Raw genomic sequence first — 19,486 nt, forward strand, 5'->3', positions numbered from 1 at the left:
ATAATTGTTCTTACAAACTGGATAACTCTGTTAACGATTATTTTTGTTAACCATATGCGCCGTCAATAGCGTTTTGCCGTGTACAAGGAATGATCAGCATCAAGCGTTCGCTAATCGCACACTTCTGCAGCGAGCGGCTGCGGCATTCATTCATCCGTCGCTAGAATCCAGTGGCGTGCTGTCTATTCAGAGGCCATGCGCAAAATTCGAGTCCATTACAAAAACAAGAGCCCCCCCATGAATTGCCTCCACCCCCTTGCCGCCCTCGGCGTGCTCATGCTCGGTGCCAGCCACGCCATGGCCGCACCAACCGTTAAACAACCAAACATTCTGCTGGTGGTCGCTGATGACCTCGGCTTCTCCGACCTGTCGGCCCTGGGCAGCGAAATCCAGACGCCCAACCTGGACAAACTGTTGGCCGACGGCCGCCTGATGCTCGATTTCCACGCCGCGCCCAGTTGCTCGCCGACGCGGGCGATGCTGATGTCCGGCAACGATCCACACCTGGTCGGGCTGGGCATGATGTCGGAGACACGCAAGCGCCTGCCGGCCGGCGCAGAGGTACGCGCCGGCTACGAAGGCGTGCTCGGTGCCAATGTCGCGACCCTCGCCGAACTGCTGCACGACGCCGGCTACCGCACCTACATCGCCGGCAAATGGCACCTGGGCATGCAACCGGCCCAACAGCCACACAACCGCGGCTTCGACCAGGCCTACGTGCTGCTCGAAGGCGGCGCGGCGCACTTCAAGCAGGCCAACATGGACCTGCAGTCGAACTACAGCGCCACCTATCGCCACAACGGCGAGCCGATCGCGCTGCCCGACGACTTCTATTCCACCACCTGGTACACCGACCGCCTGATCGACGCGATCGACCAAGGCAAGGCCAGCAACAAACCGTTCTTCGCCTTTGCCGCCTACACCGCGCCGCACTGGCCGCTGCAGGCGCCGGATGCGTACCTGGCGCAGTACCGAGGCCGCTACGACCAAGGCTACGAAGTCATCGCCCACGAACGCCTGAAGCGCCAGCGCGAAGCCGGCCTGGTGCCCGCCGACTTCCCCCTGCAAGCACAACTGGAAGGCGTGCCGAGTTGGGCATCGCTGAGCGATGAACAAAAAAGCCAGTCCGCACGCACCATGGAGGTGTATGCCGCCATGGTCACGGCGCTGGACGCCGAGGTGGGGCGCCTGGTGGAACACCTGCGCAAGACCGGCGAGCTGGAAAACACGATGATCCTGTTCATGTCCGACAACGGTCCGGAGAACGCCACCCGTGTCGACCCCGAGTGGATCAAGGCAAACTTCGATAACCGCCTGGACAACTACGGCCGCCGCGATTCGTTCCTGATGATCGGCTCGGCCTGGGCCCAGGTCAGCGCCCTGCCCAGCCGTCGCTACAAGATGACCACCTACCAGGGCGGCATCCGCGTACCGGCCTTCGTCTACTACCCGGCCACCATCAAGGCCGGCCGCAGCGAAGAGCTGGCCAGCGTCCGCGACATCATGCCGACACTGCTGCAACTGGCCGGTGCGCCGATGCCCGGCGTCAAGTACCGCGACCGCGATATCGTGCCGCCGCAAGGCACATCGGCGCTGAACTACCTGCAAGGCAAGGACAGCCAGATCCACGCCCATGACGAAGCTCTGGGGTGGGAAATCAACGGCAGCGCCTCGTTGCGCAAGGGCCCGCTGAAGCTGGTGTGGGATGCCACCGACAGCAAGCCGAGCTGGCACTTGTATGACCTGGGCAAGGACCCTGGCGAGCACCACGACATCGGCGCAGGGCACCCCGAGCAGGTGGCGCTGATGCTGCGCGACTGGAAGGCTTATGCCCAACGCGGCAACATCGCGGTCGATGCCGACGGCCGTCCGGCCAGCCCGATCCTGGTCAAGCCGCAATGATCGCCCGGGCAGCCGGCTGCGCAGCACTCGCCGCCGGCCTGCTCGCCGCCGCCTATGCCGTGTGGCCGCAAGCCCCGGCGCCGGCGCTGCTGTGCACGGGCTACAGTGGCCTGCCCGCGCAGCGCCAAGGCCCTTGGCGGGACGGCATGGTGCACGTGCCGGGCGGCGAGTTCAGCTTTGGTTCAAGCCGCTTTTACGACGAAGAAGGCCCGCCTCACCCCGCCAAGGTGTCCGGCTTCTGGATTGACGTGCATCCGGTCACCAACGCCCAGTTCGCGCGCTTCGTCAAGGCCACCGGGTATGTCACCCATGCCGAGCGCGGTACCCGTGTCGAGGACGACCCTGCCCTGCCCGACGCGCTGCGGGTACCGGGTGCGATGGTGTTTCATCAGGGTGCGGACGTGCTCAGCCCCGGCTGGCAGTTCGTGCCCGGCGCCAACTGGCGACACCCGCAAGGGCCGGGCAGCAGCCTGGCCGGGCTGGACAATCATCCGGTGGTGCAGATCGCCCTGGAAGATGCCCAGGCCTATGCCCGCTGGGCAGGCCGCGAACTGCCCAGCGAGGCGCAGCTGGAATACGCCATGCGCGGCGGCCTGACCGATGCCGACTTCAGCTGGGGTACCACCGAGCTGCCCAAGGGCAAGCTCATGGCCAATACCTGGCAGGGTCAGTTCCCTTATCGCAATGCGGCGAAGGATGGTTTTACCGGTACATCACCCGTGGGCTGCTTCCCGGCCAACGGCTTTGGCCTGTTCGATGCCGGCGGCAATGTCTGGGAGCTGACTCGCACGGGCTATCGGCCAGGCCATGACGCACAGCGCGACGCCAAGCTCGACCCCTCAGGCCCGGCCCTGAGTGACAGCTTCGACCCGGCAGACCCCGGCGTGCCGGTGGCGGTAATCAAAGGCGGCTCGCACCTGTGTTCGGCGGACCGCTGCATGCGCTACCGCCCCTCGGCACGCCAGCCGCAGCCGGTGTTCATGACGACCTCGCACGTGGGTTTCAGAACGATTCGGCAATGAATGGCAACGGCGTGGCGGCCGCGTCGATGGCCGCCACCTGCCGGTCGAGGTCGGGCAGCAGGTAGCCGAGGAAGAACCCAACGCTTTCCTGCTTTTCCCGGCGCTGCGCCGCCCCCACTGGCAACGCCTGGATGCAGCGCGCGCTGCGGGCCCAGGCGAAGGCCTGCAGCACCGTTGCGCACAACTGCAGGAAGTCGCCTGCGGCGCGGTACGGAAATTCGGGATCGCCCGCGGTCATCGACAGCACCTTGGCCAGCGCTGCCTCCAGCGTGTCGCACGCACTGCCCAACGCGGTGGCAGCTGCGCCAGCGTCCGCAGCGGCCTCGGTACGCAACTCACTCAACAGCAGGGCGAAACCTTCCCCCCCATCGCCCAATACCTTGCGCAGCATCAGGTCGTTGGCCTGTATTTCGTTGGTGCCTTCGTAGATCATCGCGATGCGGCTGTCGCGCAAGGTCTGCTCGATGGCAAACTCCTGGGTGTAGCCATAGCCACCCAACACCTGCAAGGCCTTGCTTGCCAGGCTGAACCCCTGCTCGGTGAAGGCCGCCTTGACGATGGGGGTCAACAGCGCCGCCAATGTCGCAGCCTTCGCCCGTTGTGCAGGCTCGACGGCGGCGTCGGCGATATCCAGCCACTGGGCCGTCCAGTAGGCCAGCGCGCGCATCCCCTCGGTACGCACCCGCAACTCCAGCAAGACCCGACGCATGGCCGGGTGCAGGTGGATCGGGTCGGCGCCCTGGGCGCCCCCCTTGGCCCGCCCCGGGGCACTCATCTGGCGCCGCTCCAGGGCATAGTCGCGGGCCTGTTGCCAGGCGGCCTCAGCATGCCCCAGCCCTTGCAGGCCAACATGCAGACGCGCGGAATTCATCATCACGAACATCGCCGCCAGGCCGCCATGGGGCTGGCCTATCAACCAGCCCAGGGCCCCCTCCAGGCGTAGTGCACAGGTGGCGCTGCCCCGGATGCCCAGCTTATGTTCCAGGCCGTCGCAGTACAGTGTATTGCGCTGGCCATCCTCCAGCCATTTCGGCACCAGCAACAGCGAGAGCCCGCGGTTGCCGGGCGGCGCATCCGGCAACCGGGCCAACACCAGGTGGAGTATGTCGCGGGTCAGGTCGTGTTCGCCGCCAGAGATGAACAGCTTGTTGCCACTGACCGCGTAGCCACCGTCGCCACCGTCGCCCAGGGGCACGGCGCGGCAGCGCAACAGGCTGAGATCGCTGCCGGCCTGGGGTTCGGTCAGGCACATGGTAGGCAGGGTGGCACCACTGACGATGCCCGGCAGATAGCGCGCCTGCAGCTCGGCGGATGCATGGGCTTTCAGGCACAGGTAGGCACCGTGGGCGATGCCGGTGTACATGGCCCAGCCGTGGTTGCTGCCGAACAGCATCTCTTGTAAGGCCGCCTCCAGCACTAACGGCAGCCCTTGGCCGCCAAGCGCCGGGGCGCATGCCAGCGACGGCCAGCCACCGTCGACATAGGCGCGATAAGCCGCCGGGAATCCGTCCGGGGTGCGTACCTCCCCGCCCTCCATCTGGCAGCCCTGGCGATCGCCCGAACTGTTCAAAGGGGCCAGCACCTGCTCGCAGAAACGGGCCGCCTCTTCCAGTACCTGGGCCGCCAGGTCGAGGTCGACGTCGGCATATGCCGGTAATTGCGCCCAGGCCTGATCGGCCCGCAGCCAGTGTTGCAGGACGAACTGCATGTCGCGCAGGGGCGCCTTCCAGGTCATCGGATACCTCCGGGTCAGGCAACGAAATGAGGGTTTTCGATCAGCAGCGCCATGCCTTGGCCACCGCCGATGCATGCCGCTGCGATGCCATAGCGCAAGTTGCCGTCGCGCAATTGACGGGCCAAGGTGTGGACCAGGCGCAGACCTGTAGCGGCCAATGGGTGACCAAGGGCGATAGCGCCGCCATGGACATTGAGCTTGTCCACATCGAGTTCGAGCGCCTGGGCCACCGCCAGCACTTGGGCGGCCTGGGCCTCGTTGATTTCCAGGCGGTCGATCTGCTCCAGGCGCAGGCCGCTGCGCTCGAGCAGCAAGGTAATGGCCGGCGCCGGCCCGATGCCCATGAGGCCGGGCGGCACGCCAACAGCCGTGGCCATCAGCAAGCGCGCCAAAGGCGGATGAGTGCAATCGGAGTAGCGCGTGACCAAGGCTGCCGCCGCGCCATCGACCACCGCGCAACTGTTGCCAGCCGTCTGCACGCCACCGGCGTGCACCGGGCGCAGTCGGGCCAGTGCGGCCGCGTCGGTAGGCCGTGGGTGGCTGTCCTGGCTGACCTCACTCACGCCACGCGGCAATGCAATGCCGCGTGGCTGGCAGCCTTCTGCCTCCAGTGCCTGCGCGGTGACGCTGACGATTTCCTCGTCGAACCAGCCCTGCACCTGGGCTTGCAGGGCCCGCTGATGGCTGCGCAGGGCCCACGCGTCCACCGTTTCACGCGCCAGGCCATAGGCACGGGCCAGGTTTTCCGCAGTACCGATCATGTCCACGCCGGCAGCCGGGTCGTACAGGGCTTCCCAGAGAAAGTCCTTGAACCCGACCGGCGCCCCCAGGCGAAAACCGCCCCGGTGTTCATAGGCCGCGATCGGATTGCGCGACATCGACTCCGCGCCCACGCACAGCACCTGGCGGGCGCCACTGCGCAGCTGTTCACCGGCCTGACGCAACAGTTCAAGGCCCGTGCCACAGATGCGCTGCACCGCCAGTGCCGGTACCGACTGCGGCACGCCACAGTAGAGGCCGACATGGCGTGGCAGCATGTAGGCGTCGAAGCTGGCCTGGGCCATGCTGCCGGCGAGCACGCTGTCTACCGCCTGAGGGGCGGCAGCTGCACGTGCCACCACCGCGCGACCGGCCTGAATGCCCAGGTCGATGGGCGAGATCGCGGCCAATGCGCCACCCAGGTCGACCCAGGGCGTGCGCACCATCTGGACGATGGCCGTGTCCTCGAAGACGGTGCACAGCCCGGCCGCACTCAAGGCCGCACCTTGGCGTGCAATGCGTCGGGGTCTTCGCCACGGTACAGCGCCTCGACCTGAGCGGCGCGCCGCTGCAGCACGGCGCGCTGATTGATCGAGCCCTTGTCGGTGATTTCACCGGCGTCGATCGACGGCGGCTCGGCCAGCAGCGACAGCCATTCGATACGGCTGGCGTTGCCCTGGGCATCGCGGTTCAAGCGCTCCAGCCAGTCAGCGAACCAACTGCGCACGGTGTCGTTGGCCAGCACCCGCGCATCGCTGGCATCCTCTGCCAGCCCGGCCAGGCGCCGACACTCGGGCAGACGCGGGAACACCAGCAGGCCCAGGCATTCACGGTCCGGCGCGGTGACCACGATGTCCTGTACGTAAGGCGAGCCCTCCAGCACTGCGCGGTTGCGCAGCGGCCCGACACTGACGAATACCCCGGACGAAAGTTTGAAGTCCTCAGCGATACGGCCATCGAACATCAGGCCAAGCTCGGGCTGCCTGGCATCGGCCAGCTTCAACGCGTCGCCCGAACAGTAGAAACCCTCCTCGTCGAACGCCTCGGCGGTCTGCTGCGGCGAGCGCCAGTAGCCCGGCATGATATGCGGGCCACGGAAGCGCGCCTCGAGCTTGTCACCCACCGGCACCAGCTTCACTTCGCAGCCAGGTGCCGGCAGCCCGACATAGCCGGCCATCGACAACGGCCCGGTGGTGAAGGTGCACGATGGCGAGGCTTCGGTCATGCCAAGGCCGGCCATCATGCGGATGCGTTCGCCGCAGTGTTGCTCGGCTATGCGGTCCAGCCGGTCCCAGACGCTTTGCGACAGGCCTGCGGCGGCAAAGAAGAACAGCTTGATGCGGGCAAAGAACACCTCGCGCAGCGCGGGGTCCTGCTCCAGTGCCTTGACCAGTTCCTCCCAGCCCTTGGGTACGGTGAGGTAGGCCGTGGGGGAAATCTCGCGCAGATTGCGCAAGGTCTCGGCAAAGCCTTGCGGGGTCGGCTTGCCGGCGTCGAGGTAGAAACTGCCCCCGTTGTAAAGCACGATGCCGAGGTTGTGGCTACCGCCGAACGTGTGGTTCCACGGCAGCCAGTCCACCAGCACCGGCGGCTCCTCGGCGAACGTCGGAAAAGTCTGCAGAAGCATCTGCTGATTTGCGCACAGCATGCGCTGGGTGGTGATCACCGCCTTGGGCAGCTTGGTCGAGCCCGAGGTGAAGAGGAATTTGGCGATGGTGTCCGGCCCGGTGGCGGCGAAAGCCGCATCGGCCGCCGCCAGGTCACCCGGTTGCAACAGGCTGTCGAAGCTTATATGGGGGCGACCTGCGACCTGGCCACGCACGCTGATCACGCCGACCGAATCGTCCAGCACCGCCTCGAAGGCGCGCTGGAACGGCTGGCTGTCGCTGACGAAGATCACTCCGGGGGTGAGCACCTCGCAGACATGGCGCAACTTGGCGAAGTCTTGCGACAACAGCGCGTAGGCCGGCGACACCGGGCAATAGGCAATACCGGCATACATGGCGCCGAGGGCGATTTGCAGGTGTTCGATGTCGTTGCCGGAAAGCAGCGCCAGCGGGCGCTCGGCACTGAGGCCCAGTCCTAGCAAGTTGGCGGCGATGGTGCGCACATCGGCGAGCATCTGCACGTAGCTGATCGAACGCCAGGCACCGTCTGCCTGGCGTGCCGCGATGAAAGTGGTGTCCGGGCGCACCTGGGCCCAATGCACCAGGCGCTCGAGCAGGCGCGCCGGCAGCGGCGCCAGTGGCTCGACAGGTTGCATGCGCAGCACGTCGTCGACGTGACTGACCTGCACCTGGGGATGCCCGATGGCCACCTGGCGGTAGCGCGGACGTTGGCCAGGGTCGGTCGACCCTGAGCGGGCTTCGTTATTCACGCAGGTTGCTCCTTGTTCTTGTTGTACATCCTGCCGCCGCCCGATATGACGGGGCGGCGGTCATCTTGCCGGAGGTCTGGGCCTGCCGCGGCTAGATGGGATAGTGACGCGGGCCGTGCTGGAGGGTGACCCAGCGCAACTGGGTGAACTGATCGATGGCCGTGCGGCTGCCGAAGCTGCCATAACCGCTGGACTTGACCCCGCCAAACGGCATCTGCGCTTCATCGTGAACGGTCGGGCCGTTGATATGGCAGATACCCGACTCCACCCGTTGGGCCAAGGCCAGGGCGCGGCTGGTGTCGCGGCTGAAAATGGCCGATGACAGACCGAACTCCGAGTCGTTGGCCAGCTGCAGCAAGGCTTCGTCGCCTTCGGCGCGCAGTACCACCGCCACCGGGCCGAAGGACTCCTCGCGGTACAGGCGCATGCTGGCATCGACGTTGTCGAGCAAGGTCGGTTGCAGGATGCTGCCTTCGAGCTGGCCGCCGCTGACCAGGCGCGCGCCCTTGGCCACGGCATCGTCGATCAGTGCCTTGATGCGCTCGCCGGCCGCTGCGCTGACCAGCGAGCCGAGCACCGAGGTGCTGGCTTGCGGATCACCTGCACGCAGCCCGGCGATCTTCACCGCCAGCTTGTCGACGAAAGCGTCGGCAATACAGCTGTCCACCACAAGGCGCTCGGTGGACATGCAGATCTGCCCCTGGTTGAAGTAGGCACCGAAGGCCGCCGCTTCGACCGTGGCGTCCAGGTCGGCATCGTCGAGCACCAGCAAAGGTGCCTTGCCGCCCAGTTCGAGCAGGGCCGGCTTGAGATGGCGGGCCGCCAGTTCGCCGACGATGCGCCCGACGTGCGTCGAACCGGTGAAGTTGACCCGGCGTACCGCAGGGTTGGCGATCAGCCGCTCGACGATGGCCGGGGCATCCTGCGGCGCATTGCTGATGACATTGACCACGCCGTCGCCGATGCCTGCATCGTGCAGCACCTGGCCGATCAGCCGATGCACCGCCGGGCTCAGCTCCGAGGCCTTGAGCACCACGGTGTTGCCGCAGGCCAGCGGCATGGCAATGGCACGCGTGGCCAGTATCACCGGGGCGTTCCACGGTGCGATGCCCAACACCACGCCGCAGGGCGCGCGCAGGGCCATTGCGAAGCTGCCGGGAACGTCCGAGGGGATCACTTCACCGGTGATCTGCGTGGTCATGGCTGCAGCCTCGCGCAGCATGTTGGCGGCCAACTTCACGTTGAAGCCATACCAGTTGGCCATGGCCCCGGTTTCACCGGCGGCGGCGATGAACTCGGCGGCCCTCGCCTGCAACAGATCAGCGCCTGCCAGCAAGCGGCTGCGCCGCTCGCCCGGTGCCAGGGCGGCCCAGGCCGGAAACGCCGCGCTGGCAGCAGCCACCGCGGCATCGGCATCGGCCAGTGTGGCGGCGGCAGCCTGCGACACCACCTCGCCAGTCACCGGGTTACAGCGCTCGAAGGTTCGTCCATCGCTGGCGGGGCGCGACTGCCCGCCAATCAGCAAAGGCACCTGCAACATGCTCATTCCTCTTGTTGTCGTTATAGAGAAATACCCGCGGGCTTTGGCGCGGCACACCGCCGCCCGCGGTGCGACTCAGCGCTTGTAGGCCTGCAGGCCTGGCTTGATGCTCTTGTCGTCGAGGAACTGCTTCATGCCCTGCTCGCGGCCGCCGGTAGTGTCCAGCAGGCGCGACTGGTCGAGCTTGGCGTAGAGGTAGTCCTCGTTCTGTTCCCAGGTCAGCTCGCGGCAACGCTTGAAGCCATTCTTCGCGGCACGCAGCACCACCGGGTTCTTTTCCAGCAGGTTCAGCGCCAACTCGCGGGTGGTTTCACGCAGCTCGGCCAGCGGCACACTGTCGTTCACCAGGCCCATCTCGGCAGCCTTGCGACCATCGAAGGTCTTGCCGGTCATGATGTAGTACAGCGACTGACGATGGCCAACGGTATCGGCCATGGCCTTGCTGACCAGGTTACCAGGCGGGATGCCCCAGTTGATTTCCGACAGGCCGAAGGTCGCTTCGTTGGCGCAGATCGCCAGGTCGCATGCCACCAGTGGGCTGAAGCCGCCGCCGAAGCACCAGCCGTTGACCATGGCGATGGTCGGTTTGGCATACAGACGCAGCAACTTCCATTGCCATTGCGAGGCTTCGCGACGAATCTTTTCCTGGAGGATTTCCGGGCCGGCGTCCACCTCGCGGAAGTACTCCTTCAGGTCCATGCCGGCGGTCCAGGACTCGCCGGCACCGGTCAATACCAGCACGCCAGCGTCAGCGTCCTGCTCGAGGGTTTCCAGCACGTCGACCATTTCCCGGTTCAGGGTGGGGCTCATGGCATTGCGTTTTTCCGGGCGATTGAGGGTCACCCAGGCGATGCCCGTTTCCAGTTCGACCTTCACGGTGGTCCAGCGGCCTTCGTATTTGCTCATGGTTCTGCACTCTTGTTGTTCGAGGTGATGGGGCCACGCTAACGGGTCAAAATAGTTATGTCAATAAACCATTAACAATTTTATCTTTGTCCTGGGGTTAGGCGCGCTGCCTTTTTCCAGAACCTCTCTAGCCGAATCGCATAAGGACAGGCAAAATAGGTAACTTTATTACCCATGATCGAGGAGCATGAACCCTGATGGCTAGGTCTGCCCGTAGTACCGAAGACGCTTGCGTGGCTGCTCCTGTGGGAGAAGGGGTGCTTGAAGACTTGATCGGCTACGCCTTGCGACGCGCGCAATTGAAGCTGTTTCAGAACCTTATTGCCCGGCTCTCGGCCCATGACCTGCGCCCGGCCCAATTTTCCGCCCTGGCGATCATCGACCAGAACCCCGGGCTGATGCAGGCCGACCTGGCGCGTGCGTTGGCAATCGAACCCCCGCAAGTCGTGCCAATGCTGAACAAACTGGAAGAGCGCGCGCTGGCCGTGCGCGTGCGGTGCAAACCGGACAAGCGCTCGTATGGGATTTTCCTGAGCAAATCGGGCGAGGCCCTGTTGAAGGAGTTGAAGCACATCGCCGCCGACAGCGATCACCAGGCGACATCCAACCTCTCGGATGACGAAAGGACTGAACTGTTGAGGTTATTGAAGAAAATCTACCGGGACTGACTCAGTCAACCCAGCGTGGTGAAATCCGATCGACCTGTTGCGCCTCTTTGACGTCCCAAGAAAGCACCTTGGCAAATCAACCCAGAGGCGAGGTACTCATGAACGACCGCATCATCGCGTTTTTCACCGAAACCACCGTATTCGGCATCTCCATTCTCAATCTGCTGGTGGCGCTGACAGTCGCCACCTTGGTCTTCCTGGTCGCCCGTGCCGCCATCAGTTTCCTGATGCGCCGGCTACGGCGCTGGTCCGAACACGAAGGCCCACTGAGCCAGATAATGGCCAAGGTGCTTTCCGGCACCAGCAACTTTCTGTTGTTGCTGGCCTCCTTGCTGGTGGGCCTGAGCATGCTCGACCTGCCCGAGCGCTGGCTGACCAGGGTCAGCAGCCTGTGGTTCGTGGTCGCTGCCTTGCAGATTGGCCTGTGGGCCAACCGCGCGATCGGCCTGGGCCTGAGCCGCTACTTCGCCCGCCACCGTACCGATGGCCTGAACCAGGGCAGCGCACTGGCAACCCTTTCAGCCTGGGGCGCGCGGGTCCTGTTGTGGTCAGTCGTAGTGCTGGCGATGCTGTCGAACCTGGGGGTAAACATCACCGCCTTCGTCGCCAGCCTTGGCGTGGGCGGCATCGCGGTGGCGCTGGCTGTGCAGAATATCCTTGGCGACCTGTTCGCTTCGTTGTCGATCGCCGTGGACAAGCCGTTCGAGATCGGTGACTTCATCGTCATCGGGCCCCTGGCGGGCACCGTTGAGCACGTCGGCCTCAAAACCACACGCATCCGCAGCCTCGGCGGCGAACAGATCGTCATGGCCAACGCCAGCATGATCAGCAGCACCATCCAGAATTACAAGCGCCTGCAAGAGCGTCGCATCGTGTTCGAGTTCGGGCTTTCCTACGACACGCCCACCGAGGCCGTGAAGAAAGCGCCAGCCATCGTAGAAGACGCCATCAAGGCCCAGGAGCAGGCGCGTTTCGATCGCGCTCACCTGCGCGGCTTCGGCAAAGAGGCGCTGGAGTTCGAGTGTGTCTACATCGTCCAGGACCCAGGCTACAACCTTTACATGGACATTCAGCAGGCGATCAACTTCAGGCTGCTGGAGCGGTTCTCGCAAATCGGCGCCAAGTTCGCCGTGCCGGTGCGCGCGATCAAGGTCACGGCATTGCCAGAGGCCTCCGGCCCGCATGGCCAGGCTCGCGAAGGCCTGAGCATCAGGGGCGCTTGATGCTGGCAACCTGCCCGGCTCGCCAGATAGGTGCACCGCAGGGCGTGCACATGCGCACGCCCTGCCCGCGCTGAAACGCTATTTCAGCGCCGCGGTGAAGCTGTCTTTCAGCACCTCGAGAAGGAAGTCCGCATTGGCCCGGCTGAAAATCATCGAAGGGCGCATTTTCAGCACGTTGTCATGCGGGCCTTCGGTGCCGATCAACACGCCGCGCTCCCGGGCACCATCAGCCACTTTTCTGGCCAGGGCCGTGGCTGGCGCCTTCGACTTGCGGTCGGTGACCAGCACGATGCCGAGGAACAGGCCCAACCCGCGCACATCGCCAATCACGTCGAATTGCTGCTGAAGCTTGCGCAAACCCTCGAGCAGGTAATGGCCGACACTCAAGGCGTTTTCTTTCAACTGGTCGCGCTCGATTGCATCGAGTACCGCCAGGCCTACCGCGCATGACACCGGGTTACCGGCGAAGGTATTGAAATACTCCATGCCGTTGTTGAAAGCATCGGCAACCTCGCGCGTGGTCACTACCGCCGACATCGGGTGGCCGTTACCAATGGGTTTGCCCATGCTGACGGCATCCGGGACCACGCCCTGGGTCTCGAATGCCCACCAGTGGCTGCCGACCCGGCCAAACCCGACCTGAACCTCATCGGCCAGGCACAGCCCACCTTCGGCGCGCACCATGGCGTACACCTCCTCAAGGTAGTGTTCGGGCAAAAACACCTGCCCCGCCACGCTGGGGATCGATTCGGCAATGAAAAACCCGGGGCGCTTGCCTGCCTTGCGCATGGCATCCAGCTGCTCTGCCACCGACTCGGCAAAGCGCTTGCCGTGCGCGTCCACGGGCCAGTGCTCGGGGGCGTAGTAGCTGTCCGGGACCACGGCCTCGTAGACATGCGCCGCCCTGCCCTTGCCCGCCTTGCGCTTGTACTTGTAAGGGCTCAGATCGATCAGTTCCTGAGTGGTGCCGTGGTAGGCCCAGTCCAGCACGATCGCCTGATCACTGCCTGTGTAGTTGCGCGCCATACGCAGCATCAGGCTGTTGGCCTCACTCCCCGAGCAGCCAAAGGACGCTACGCAAAGGCCCTTTGGCAAAGTGCCGGTCAGGCGTTCGGCGTATTCGACGATGTTGTCGTGCAGGTAGCGGGTATTGGTGTTGAGCAGCGCAGCCTGGCGGGTCAAGGCTTCGACCACGTCGGGATGACTGTGGCCCAGGTGGCACACGTTGTTGAAGCAGTCCAGGTAGGCCCGCCCGAAGTTGTCGATCAGCCATACGCCATCACCGCGCACGAACTTGATCGGATCGGTGTACGAAATGGACAGGTTAGGGAGCAGCAGTTCCTTGCGCCTGGTAATGATCTGGGCCTTGGTCATCCCCTGCTGGCTGTAGGTCTCTGGCGGGATACCGGCCAGGGCCGAGGCATCGGGGAACAGGTCGGCCCACGCTTCGCGGTACGCTGGCTCACCCACGCCAATGACCTCGCACGCGCGCAACTGGGTATCGGTGACCAACTGCAGATGCAGGTGGGGGAACCAGCCGCCGTTCTCGTGATCGCTGCCCATGTAACCGACCAGGTCGCCGGCTTCGAGCTGGTCACCGGCCTTCAAACGGCTGAGCGCCTCGTGGGCCATGTGCCCCCACAGTGTCAGAAATGGCGGGCAACCGGGCGGGGTGTGCTCAAGCATCACCAGGCCGCCATAACCCAGCGAGTCTGGCTCGACCTCGACGCTTCTGACGGTGCCGGCAATCGGTGCGTACAGCGGCGTACCTGCTGGCATCAGCAAATCTACTCCCACATGCAGGGTCCGGTGCTGCCCCTTGATGAAGCGAGACTCAAAGGCGCTGTCGGTATAGACGGCACGTACCTCGCCCCATGGCCCGATGCCCAGCGGGGCCTTGTGCGCGGCAGAGAATTCATTCCACCACCGCGTCGCATCTGCAGGGCGCTGCTGGGCCGAGGCAATGGTCATCTCATGGCTGGCATCGCCAAACGGCGCGATGACCTTGTCGAGAATGGCGGCTGACGGGCGCACCAGGTCGGCAAACGACTTGTGGTTGTCGGCAATCCAGCGGCGGACTTCCCCCGCACCTTCGATGGCATCGAAACCACAGGCCTTGCGCAAAATGCCGGTGGCCAACCGTGGGTTCATCGAATCGAGCTGTTCCAGTAGACGCCAGGCAGGCGCTTCACTGATCGCCAGGTAGGGGTTGTCGTCTGTCTGATCCTGCCGGGAAGCGGAGAACGTCACGCTGATGACCAAGCGCATGGCAATCAGGTTGAACAACACATCAAGTTCTTGCGCTTGCAACGGGTACTTTTCGTGGAAGCCGGCCACCAGCGCAGCAGCAGCACCGATCGGGTCGTCCATGTCGAGAATGGCGTACGCGCTGGCGATCGCGACCTCGGCAATCAGAACGGTGTGCACGGCATCGCCAAAATCGATGAAGCCAGTCACGCTATGGGGCGTTTCGGCATCGACCAGGATGTTCCAGTCGTTGGCATCGTTGTGAATCACCTGGGCCCGAAGGGAAGCCAGCTTAGGCTGTACAGTCTGTTCGAACCGGGCGATGAAGCGCTCGGCAACGGCCCTGCGATCAGGGTCCTTGATGCAGTGCAGCCGCGAACGGGAGCGCGCAGCATGGCGTAAGTCCCAGTCCAGGTTACGGACTGCGCCCGGGTGCATGAAGCCCTGCAGGGCACGGTCAAGTTCACCGAGTGCCTGGCCGAAGTTTCTCATCAGCGCCAGGGAGCGTCTGGCCTTGGCAAGTGGCATGCCGGCCAGCCAGCTGACCAGGCGCACAGCGTGCTGTTCACCGGTGCTGCTGGCCACAGACGGCAGGTAGTCGCCCGTCACGCTGGCCCGCAGGTGTGGCACGCCCAAATGCGCGCCATGCACAGCCAGGTGGTCGAGTAGCGCGGTTTGAAACTCGCTTTCTACCCTGGGCTCGCTGGCATTGACGATTTTCAGTATCCAGCCTGCATCTACGCCAGTCTCCAGGCGATAATTGCGATCACGCTCTCCATCCAGGGGCGTTGCAGTGCCGGCGACATTGAAGAAATCTTTTGCAAGGCCCTCTGCATCGCTTGCCGAAAACCGAGGTGCCGGGTGGGAAAGGTCTGTCATATCATCAGGTTCCGAGCGCGCTGATTGTTTTTCAATAGCTTGTCATGCGCCGCCGAAACGGACACCCTGCATACGGTCGGGCGCAACAGGCATTATGCCGGTTCCGACCGGCATAATGACGGCAAGCTTATCAAGGGGCTGCAATGCGTGACCTGGACGCTAAAGATCGTGAGATTCTTGAGGTACTTTCGAAGGACGCGCGCATTGCGCTCAAGGCGTTAGCCGGCCGCATAGGCCTTTCCCGAAGTGCCACCACCGAGCGTGTCGCCAACCTTGAACGCAGCGGAGTCATTCGCGGTTATCGCGCTGACATCGGCGAAATAGACGCCAACGTGATACGCGCGATCTTGCTGGTGACGTTGCAGCGCACGCCTGCCATGGGGCTGCTCGACCAGTTGGCAACGGACGCGCGCGTACGGCGGGTGTCGTCGGTGAGCGGTCAGCTCGACCTGGTGGTTGAAGTGGAGACCCGAACGATCGACGACCTCAACCAGGTACGCGACAACGTGGCACGTCACGAATCAGTGGATGACATTACCACGTCGGTAGTCCTGCGCCGTGATATCGACCGCCAGGGCGCCTGATACCTGCAGAGGCAGTAGACAGGCCGTACTCACTCAGGCCTCACAGGTGTCGAAGCACGCCCTGAATCTCGCCTACGACCTGTCGCGTTGCCTCGTCGACGGTCCCTTCATTACGGCACAGCACCCAGCCTTGCTCTGCAACCGCACGCTCGAACGCCTCGGTACAGGCAACCTGTTCTTCCAGGCTATGGATCACCGTACTGCCCAGCCCACGCGTGCGCGCCGCGGCCCTCGCCCATGAGGTTTCAGGCGTTGTGACAACGCCGACATGCAAATCGGGCACTTGCACGTTTCGTTCAAGGTTCAGGCGCAGGATCTTGTCAAACGGCACTGTGCGGCGAAACGCAGCGTCAGAGGGGTACCAGCGGTCAATCAGGATGATGCTGTCAGCGGGCTGCCTGGGCAGTACATGTCGGGAAATCCAGGCGCGGCTTTCAGCGAAGCGTTCGCAAACCTTGAACTCAAGGTCCTGGCAAGGGCTTCTGGAAAGCTGGTTGACCAGGGCCATGGTCTCGCCCCGATGAGGATCATTCTTTCTTTCGCAAAGGCGGATCACCTTGTTCCCGTCCAGCCGTAACGCTTGAGTGACGGCCTCCAGCAGCGTGGTCTTGCCGGTACCCTTGGGCCCATCGATGGAAATAAACAGCGGGCGGTTCATCTTGCAATACCAGTTGGCTCAAGCGCGGGATAAGACCATTGATCGTAGCTGCCTTCAAGCGATTCTCGACGGGAGTACATCCGTACTCCACGCTGTGATCAAAGCATTGCCTTGGGAATGGACCGGCATTGCCCGACCCGCCATCCCCAAGGCGTGCAATGCCTGCTAGGCTGACGGACGATGGCGGACCTGCAGCCCGCCTCCCCTTACCCACAGGCACGGGCCAATGACCTACAACCCCCACGTTAACCTGACCAACTGCGACCGGGAGCCCATCCAGATTCCCGGGAGCATCCAGCCCCATGGCTGCCTGCTGGCCTGTGATGCCTCGGCGACCGTGGTGCTGCGCCATTCGGTCAACGCCCCACAGATGCTGGGTGTAGCAAACGATATCAATGGTCAGAAACTGCACGCGGTGCTGGGTGACGAGGTCACGCATACGCTTCGCAACGCACTTGCCCGTACCCGGGATGCCTCGCGCCCCGCGCTCAGTTTCGGCGTTACGCTGCCCAACGGCGAGGCCGTCGACATCGCCGCCCACTTGTACAAAGGCACGGCAATCCTCGAATTCGAGCCCGCCGGGGCGAGCATCGCCGAACCGATCGAGCTGGCCCGCACACTGATTGCCCAACTGCGCGAAATCGACCAGACCCACAAGCTGTTCCGCGACGCCGCCCGCTTTGTCAGGGCGGTGCTCGGTTACGACCGGGTGATGATCTACCAGCTAGGAGCCGACGGTGCCGGCAAGGTGGTTGCCGAGTCCAAGCGTAGCGACCTCGAAAGCTTCATGGGCCAGTACTTCCCCGCCTCCGATATCCCCCAGCAGGCCCGCGCGCTCTACCTGCGCAACCCGATCCGGGTAATCTCCGACGCCCAGTTCAATACGGTCGCCATCAACCCGGTGCTCGACCCCTCGGGCGAACCGCTCGACCTGTCCTACGCGCACCTGCGCAGCGTCTCGCCGATCCATTGCGAATACCTGTGCAACATGGGCGTGGGCGCCTCGATGTCGATTTCCGTCATCGTCAATGGCGAGCTGTGGGGAATGATTGCCTGCCATCACTACGCACCGCGCACGCTGGCCATGGGGCAACGTGTGGCCGCCGAGATGTTCGGTGAGTTCTTCTCCCTGCATATCGAGACCCTGCGTAGCCGGCAAAAACTCGAAGCCGCCGTGCGCATCCACAAAGCCCTGGACAGCCTGCTGCGCGACGCCAACCAGGCGGCGGACATTGATGGGTTCTTCCACGCACGCCTGCCCCGGTTGATGTCGCTGATTCCCTGCGACGGCATCGGCATGTCGCTGCTAGGCCGCTGGTCGTGCGCAGGGCTGGCGCCGCCCCAAACGGCCGTGCCTGATCTGCTGCGCCTGGCAGACATGGTCAGCGAAGGCCGAATCTGGGCGTCCAATCGCCTGTCGACGGTGCTTCCGTCGGCCCAGGCGTATTTTAATGATGTGTCGGGTGTGCTGATCGTCCCGATGTCGCAACACCCAAGGGATTACTTGATCTTCTTCCGCAAGGAGGTGGTCGAGACACTCGATTGGGCCGGGGACCCAAACAAGACCTATGACAGCGGCGCGTTGGGCGACCGCCTGACGCCCCGCAAGAGCTTCGCCATCTGGAAAGAAACCGTTCACCAGCAGTCGCTACCCTGGACCGAGCAGGACCGCCAGTTTGGCGATGCCATCCGCACCGCTATCGTCGAGGTGGTGCTGCACAACAGCGAACTGCTCGCCAGTGAACGCGCCAAAGCCGACGTGCGCCAGCGCATGCTCAACGAAGAGCTCAACCACAGGGTCAAGAACATCCTGTCGCTGATTGGTGCACTGGTTGCCCATCCGACCTCGGAGAGCCAGACGCTGCAGGACTATGTGGCAACGCTCAAAGGGCGTATCCAGGCCTTGTCGTTGGCCCATGACCAGGTGGTGCGCGGTGACGGTGGCGGGCGCCTGGCGAAGCTGCTGGAGGCAGAGCTTTCTCCCTATCGCACGGCTGCCGACGTGATCGAGTTGCAGGGCCCGAACGTCATCCTCGATGCGCGCGCGTACTCGGTCATGGCCCTGGTGCTGCATGAACTGGCCACCAACGCGGCCAAGTATGGTGCGCTATCGCGGGCTGGCGGCAAGCTTTCGGTGAGCTGGGCAATCGACGCCAGCAACGCCTGTGCCATCAGTTGGCGGGAAATGGGTGGGCCAACGGTACGCCCGCCCAGCCGCAGCGGCTTCGGCACGGTGCTGATCGACCGCAGCATCCCGTTCGACCTGGGTGGCACCAGCGCGGTGGAATATCACCCCGAAGGCCTGCAAGGCTTTTTCAGAATCCCGGCCAAGCACCTTTCCGTAGCCGAAGCGGCAGAAACCGCTCTCCCGGCCACGCCTCTGGCCCGTGCGAACGGTGCGTTTGCAGCGCGCTCGGGCTTGTGTGTGCTGATACTCGAGGATCAACTGGTGATTGCGGTAGGCCTGGAGCAAATTCTCAACGATGCGCAAATCAAGGACGTGATCACCGCCAGCTCCGAGGACGAAGCCATGCAACTGCTTGGCAGCCACAAGCCGGACGCGGCAATACTGGATGTCAACCTGGGCACCGGAACCTCCATTTCCGTAGCGGATGAGCTGGTTCGCCGGCAGGTTCCGTTCCTCTTTGCCACCGGCTATGGCGACGGCATCAGCATTCCCGAGCACTTGCAGCATGTGCCCGTCGCGCGCAAGCCTTATGACGCCAATGCCATTCTGGCCAGCCTGCAAAGGCTGCTTGAGCTGGGGTGAATGGGATACTGAAGCAGCCTTGTATTGCGAAAAGGCCCGTAAAGCCGACACATTACCGTCAGCTATACGGGCCTCTTTGCAGCACCAGGCCGCGCCGGCAAAAAGACGGCGCCGGCCTGTCAGGGCTTACACCGCCAGGGCGCGCTCACGCAGCTCGCTGTTGAGGATGCGGTCGTTCTCGCTGTAATCGACCGGGCAGTCGATCACGTGCACACC

14 protein-coding genes are annotated in these 19,486 nt (G+C 64.0%); 6 read left to right on the forward strand and 8 right to left on the reverse strand.

Annotated elements, in window-relative coordinates:
- Positions 1–237: 237 nt before the first annotated feature.
- Together ACF8FB_RS17950 and ACF8FB_RS17955 are read left to right on the forward strand one after the other, a co-directional pair.
- Entirely contained in the window at positions 238–1,902 is a 1,665-nt protein-coding gene (locus ACF8FB_RS17950; protein ID WP_392510223.1) for an arylsulfatase, read from the forward strand.
- Positions 1,899–2,924, forward strand: a complete 1,026-nt coding sequence (locus tag ACF8FB_RS17955; RefSeq protein ID WP_392510222.1) for a formylglycine-generating enzyme family protein — start codon at positions 1,899–1,901, stop codon at positions 2,922–2,924. The genes ACF8FB_RS17950 and ACF8FB_RS17955 overlap by 4 nt, the downstream gene beginning before the upstream one ends.
- Here ACF8FB_RS17955 and ACF8FB_RS17960 read toward each other — a convergent pair.
- The 5 genes from ACF8FB_RS17960 to ACF8FB_RS17980 all read right to left on the reverse strand — a co-directional run bounded on the left by ACF8FB_RS17960 (position 2,905) and on the right by ACF8FB_RS17980 (position 10,241).
- On the reverse strand, positions 2,905–4,659 hold the full coding sequence (locus tag ACF8FB_RS17960) for an acyl-CoA dehydrogenase family protein (RefSeq protein WP_392511626.1): 1,755 nt from the start codon (positions 4,657–4,659) through the stop codon (positions 2,905–2,907). The two genes, ACF8FB_RS17955 and ACF8FB_RS17960, sit on opposite strands and share 20 nt — an antisense overlap.
- Positions 4,660–4,673: 14 nt before the next feature.
- The gene (locus tag ACF8FB_RS17965; RefSeq protein ID WP_392511627.1) at positions 4,674–5,915 is read right to left on the reverse strand and encodes a thiolase family protein; all 1,242 of its coding nucleotides are present in this window, start codon (positions 5,913–5,915) and stop codon (positions 4,674–4,676) included.
- Positions 5,912–7,795, reverse strand: a complete 1,884-nt coding sequence (locus ACF8FB_RS17970) for a feruloyl-CoA synthase (protein WP_392510220.1) — start codon at positions 7,793–7,795, stop codon at positions 5,912–5,914. Before ACF8FB_RS17970 ends, ACF8FB_RS17965 begins: the two co-directional genes overlap by 4 nt.
- 91 nt (positions 7,796–7,886) lie before the next feature.
- Entirely contained in the window at positions 7,887–9,335 is a 1,449-nt protein-coding gene (locus tag ACF8FB_RS17975) for an aldehyde dehydrogenase (protein WP_010954233.1), read from the reverse strand.
- A 75-nt stretch (positions 9,336–9,410) separates the two neighbouring features.
- Positions 9,411–10,241: a p-hydroxycinnamoyl CoA hydratase/lyase gene (locus ACF8FB_RS17980; RefSeq protein ID WP_392510219.1), complete on the reverse strand. Its 831-nt coding sequence runs from the start codon at positions 10,239–10,241 to the stop codon at positions 9,411–9,413.
- A gap of 197 nt (positions 10,242–10,438) precedes the next feature.
- On the opposite strand from ACF8FB_RS17980, the gene ACF8FB_RS17985 reads away from it, so the two are divergent.
- Both ACF8FB_RS17985 and ACF8FB_RS17990 read left to right on the forward strand, forming a co-directional pair.
- Complete coding sequence (locus ACF8FB_RS17985) at positions 10,439–10,909, forward strand: MarR family winged helix-turn-helix transcriptional regulator (RefSeq protein ID WP_392510218.1); 471 nt, start codon at positions 10,439–10,441, stop codon at positions 10,907–10,909.
- Positions 10,910–11,007: 98 nt separating this feature from the next.
- Positions 11,008–12,132 carry a mechanosensitive ion channel family protein gene (locus ACF8FB_RS17990; RefSeq protein WP_392510217.1) on the forward strand — a complete coding sequence of 375 codons (1,125 nt, stop codon included), beginning with the start codon at positions 11,008–11,010 and terminating at the stop codon, positions 12,130–12,132.
- A gap of 78 nt (positions 12,133–12,210) precedes the next feature.
- Here the strand turns inward: ACF8FB_RS17990 and ACF8FB_RS17995 are convergent, their stop codons facing one another.
- Positions 12,211–15,258, reverse strand: coding sequence for an aminotransferase class III-fold pyridoxal phosphate-dependent enzyme (locus ACF8FB_RS17995; protein WP_392511628.1), 3,048 nt, complete (start codon positions 15,256–15,258; stop codon positions 12,211–12,213).
- 143 nt (positions 15,259–15,401) lie between these two features.
- Between ACF8FB_RS17995 and ACF8FB_RS18000 the strand changes: the two genes are divergently transcribed.
- Positions 15,402–15,842, forward strand: coding sequence for an Lrp/AsnC family transcriptional regulator (locus tag ACF8FB_RS18000; protein ID WP_004374903.1), 441 nt, complete (start codon positions 15,402–15,404; stop codon positions 15,840–15,842).
- Between the two features lie 40 nt (positions 15,843–15,882).
- Here ACF8FB_RS18000 and ACF8FB_RS18005 read toward each other — a convergent pair whose 3' ends face one another.
- A complete protein-coding gene (locus ACF8FB_RS18005) occupies positions 15,883–16,500 on the reverse strand; it encodes a dTMP kinase (protein ID WP_392511629.1) in 618 nt (205 codons plus the stop codon).
- Between the two features lie 226 nt (positions 16,501–16,726).
- Here ACF8FB_RS18005 and ACF8FB_RS18010 point away from each other — a divergent pair, with 226 nt between their 5' ends.
- Positions 16,727–19,270 (forward strand): HWE histidine kinase domain-containing protein, encoded by a 2,544-nt coding sequence (locus tag ACF8FB_RS18010; protein ID WP_392511630.1) that lies wholly within the window; start codon positions 16,727–16,729, stop codon positions 19,268–19,270.
- Positions 19,271–19,396: 126 nt separating this feature from the next.
- Here the strand turns inward: ACF8FB_RS18010 and ACF8FB_RS18015 are convergent.
- The coding region (locus ACF8FB_RS18015) for a hypothetical protein (RefSeq protein ID WP_232856785.1) at positions 19,397–19,486 on the reverse strand (90 nt) is incomplete at its 5' end.

Origin of the sequence: Pseudomonas sp. yb_2 (assembly GCF_043103905.1) — a bacterium.
Lineage (GTDB): Bacteria > Pseudomonadota > Gammaproteobacteria > Pseudomonadales > Pseudomonadaceae > Aquipseudomonas > Aquipseudomonas alloputida.

What these genes read in the sequence shown, in the direction of transcription:
- ACF8FB_RS17995 (WP_392511628.1), bottom strand. Translation starts at nt 15,258, where the DNA reads ATGACAGACCTTTCCCACCCGGCACCTCGGTTTTCGGCAAGCGATGCA.
- ACF8FB_RS17985 (WP_392510218.1), top strand. Translation starts at nt 10,439, where the DNA reads ATGGCTAGGTCTGCCCGTAGTACCGAAGACGCTTGCGTGGCTGCTCCT.
- ACF8FB_RS18000 (WP_004374903.1), top strand. Translation starts at nt 15,402, where the DNA reads ATGCGTGACCTGGACGCTAAAGATCGTGAGATTCTTGAGGTACTTTCG.
- ACF8FB_RS18010 (WP_392511630.1), top strand. Translation starts at nt 16,727, where the DNA reads ATGACCTACAACCCCCACGTTAACCTGACCAACTGCGACCGGGAGCCC.
- ACF8FB_RS17950 (WP_392510223.1), top strand. Translation starts at nt 238, where the DNA reads ATGAATTGCCTCCACCCCCTTGCCGCCCTCGGCGTGCTCATGCTCGGT.
- ACF8FB_RS17980 (WP_392510219.1), bottom strand. Translation starts at nt 10,241, where the DNA reads ATGAGCAAATACGAAGGCCGCTGGACCACCGTGAAGGTCGAACTGGAA.
- ACF8FB_RS18005 (WP_392511629.1), bottom strand. Translation starts at nt 16,500, where the DNA reads ATGAACCGCCCGCTGTTTATTTCCATCGATGGGCCCAAGGGTACCGGC.
- ACF8FB_RS17990 (WP_392510217.1), top strand. Translation starts at nt 11,008, where the DNA reads ATGAACGACCGCATCATCGCGTTTTTCACCGAAACCACCGTATTCGGC.
- ACF8FB_RS17975 (WP_010954233.1), bottom strand. Translation starts at nt 9,335, where the DNA reads ATGTTGCAGGTGCCTTTGCTGATTGGCGGGCAGTCGCGCCCCGCCAGC.
- ACF8FB_RS17960 (WP_392511626.1), bottom strand. Translation starts at nt 4,659, where the DNA reads ATGACCTGGAAGGCGCCCCTGCGCGACATGCAGTTCGTCCTGCAACAC.
- ACF8FB_RS17955 (WP_392510222.1), top strand. Translation starts at nt 1,899, where the DNA reads ATGATCGCCCGGGCAGCCGGCTGCGCAGCACTCGCCGCCGGCCTGCTC.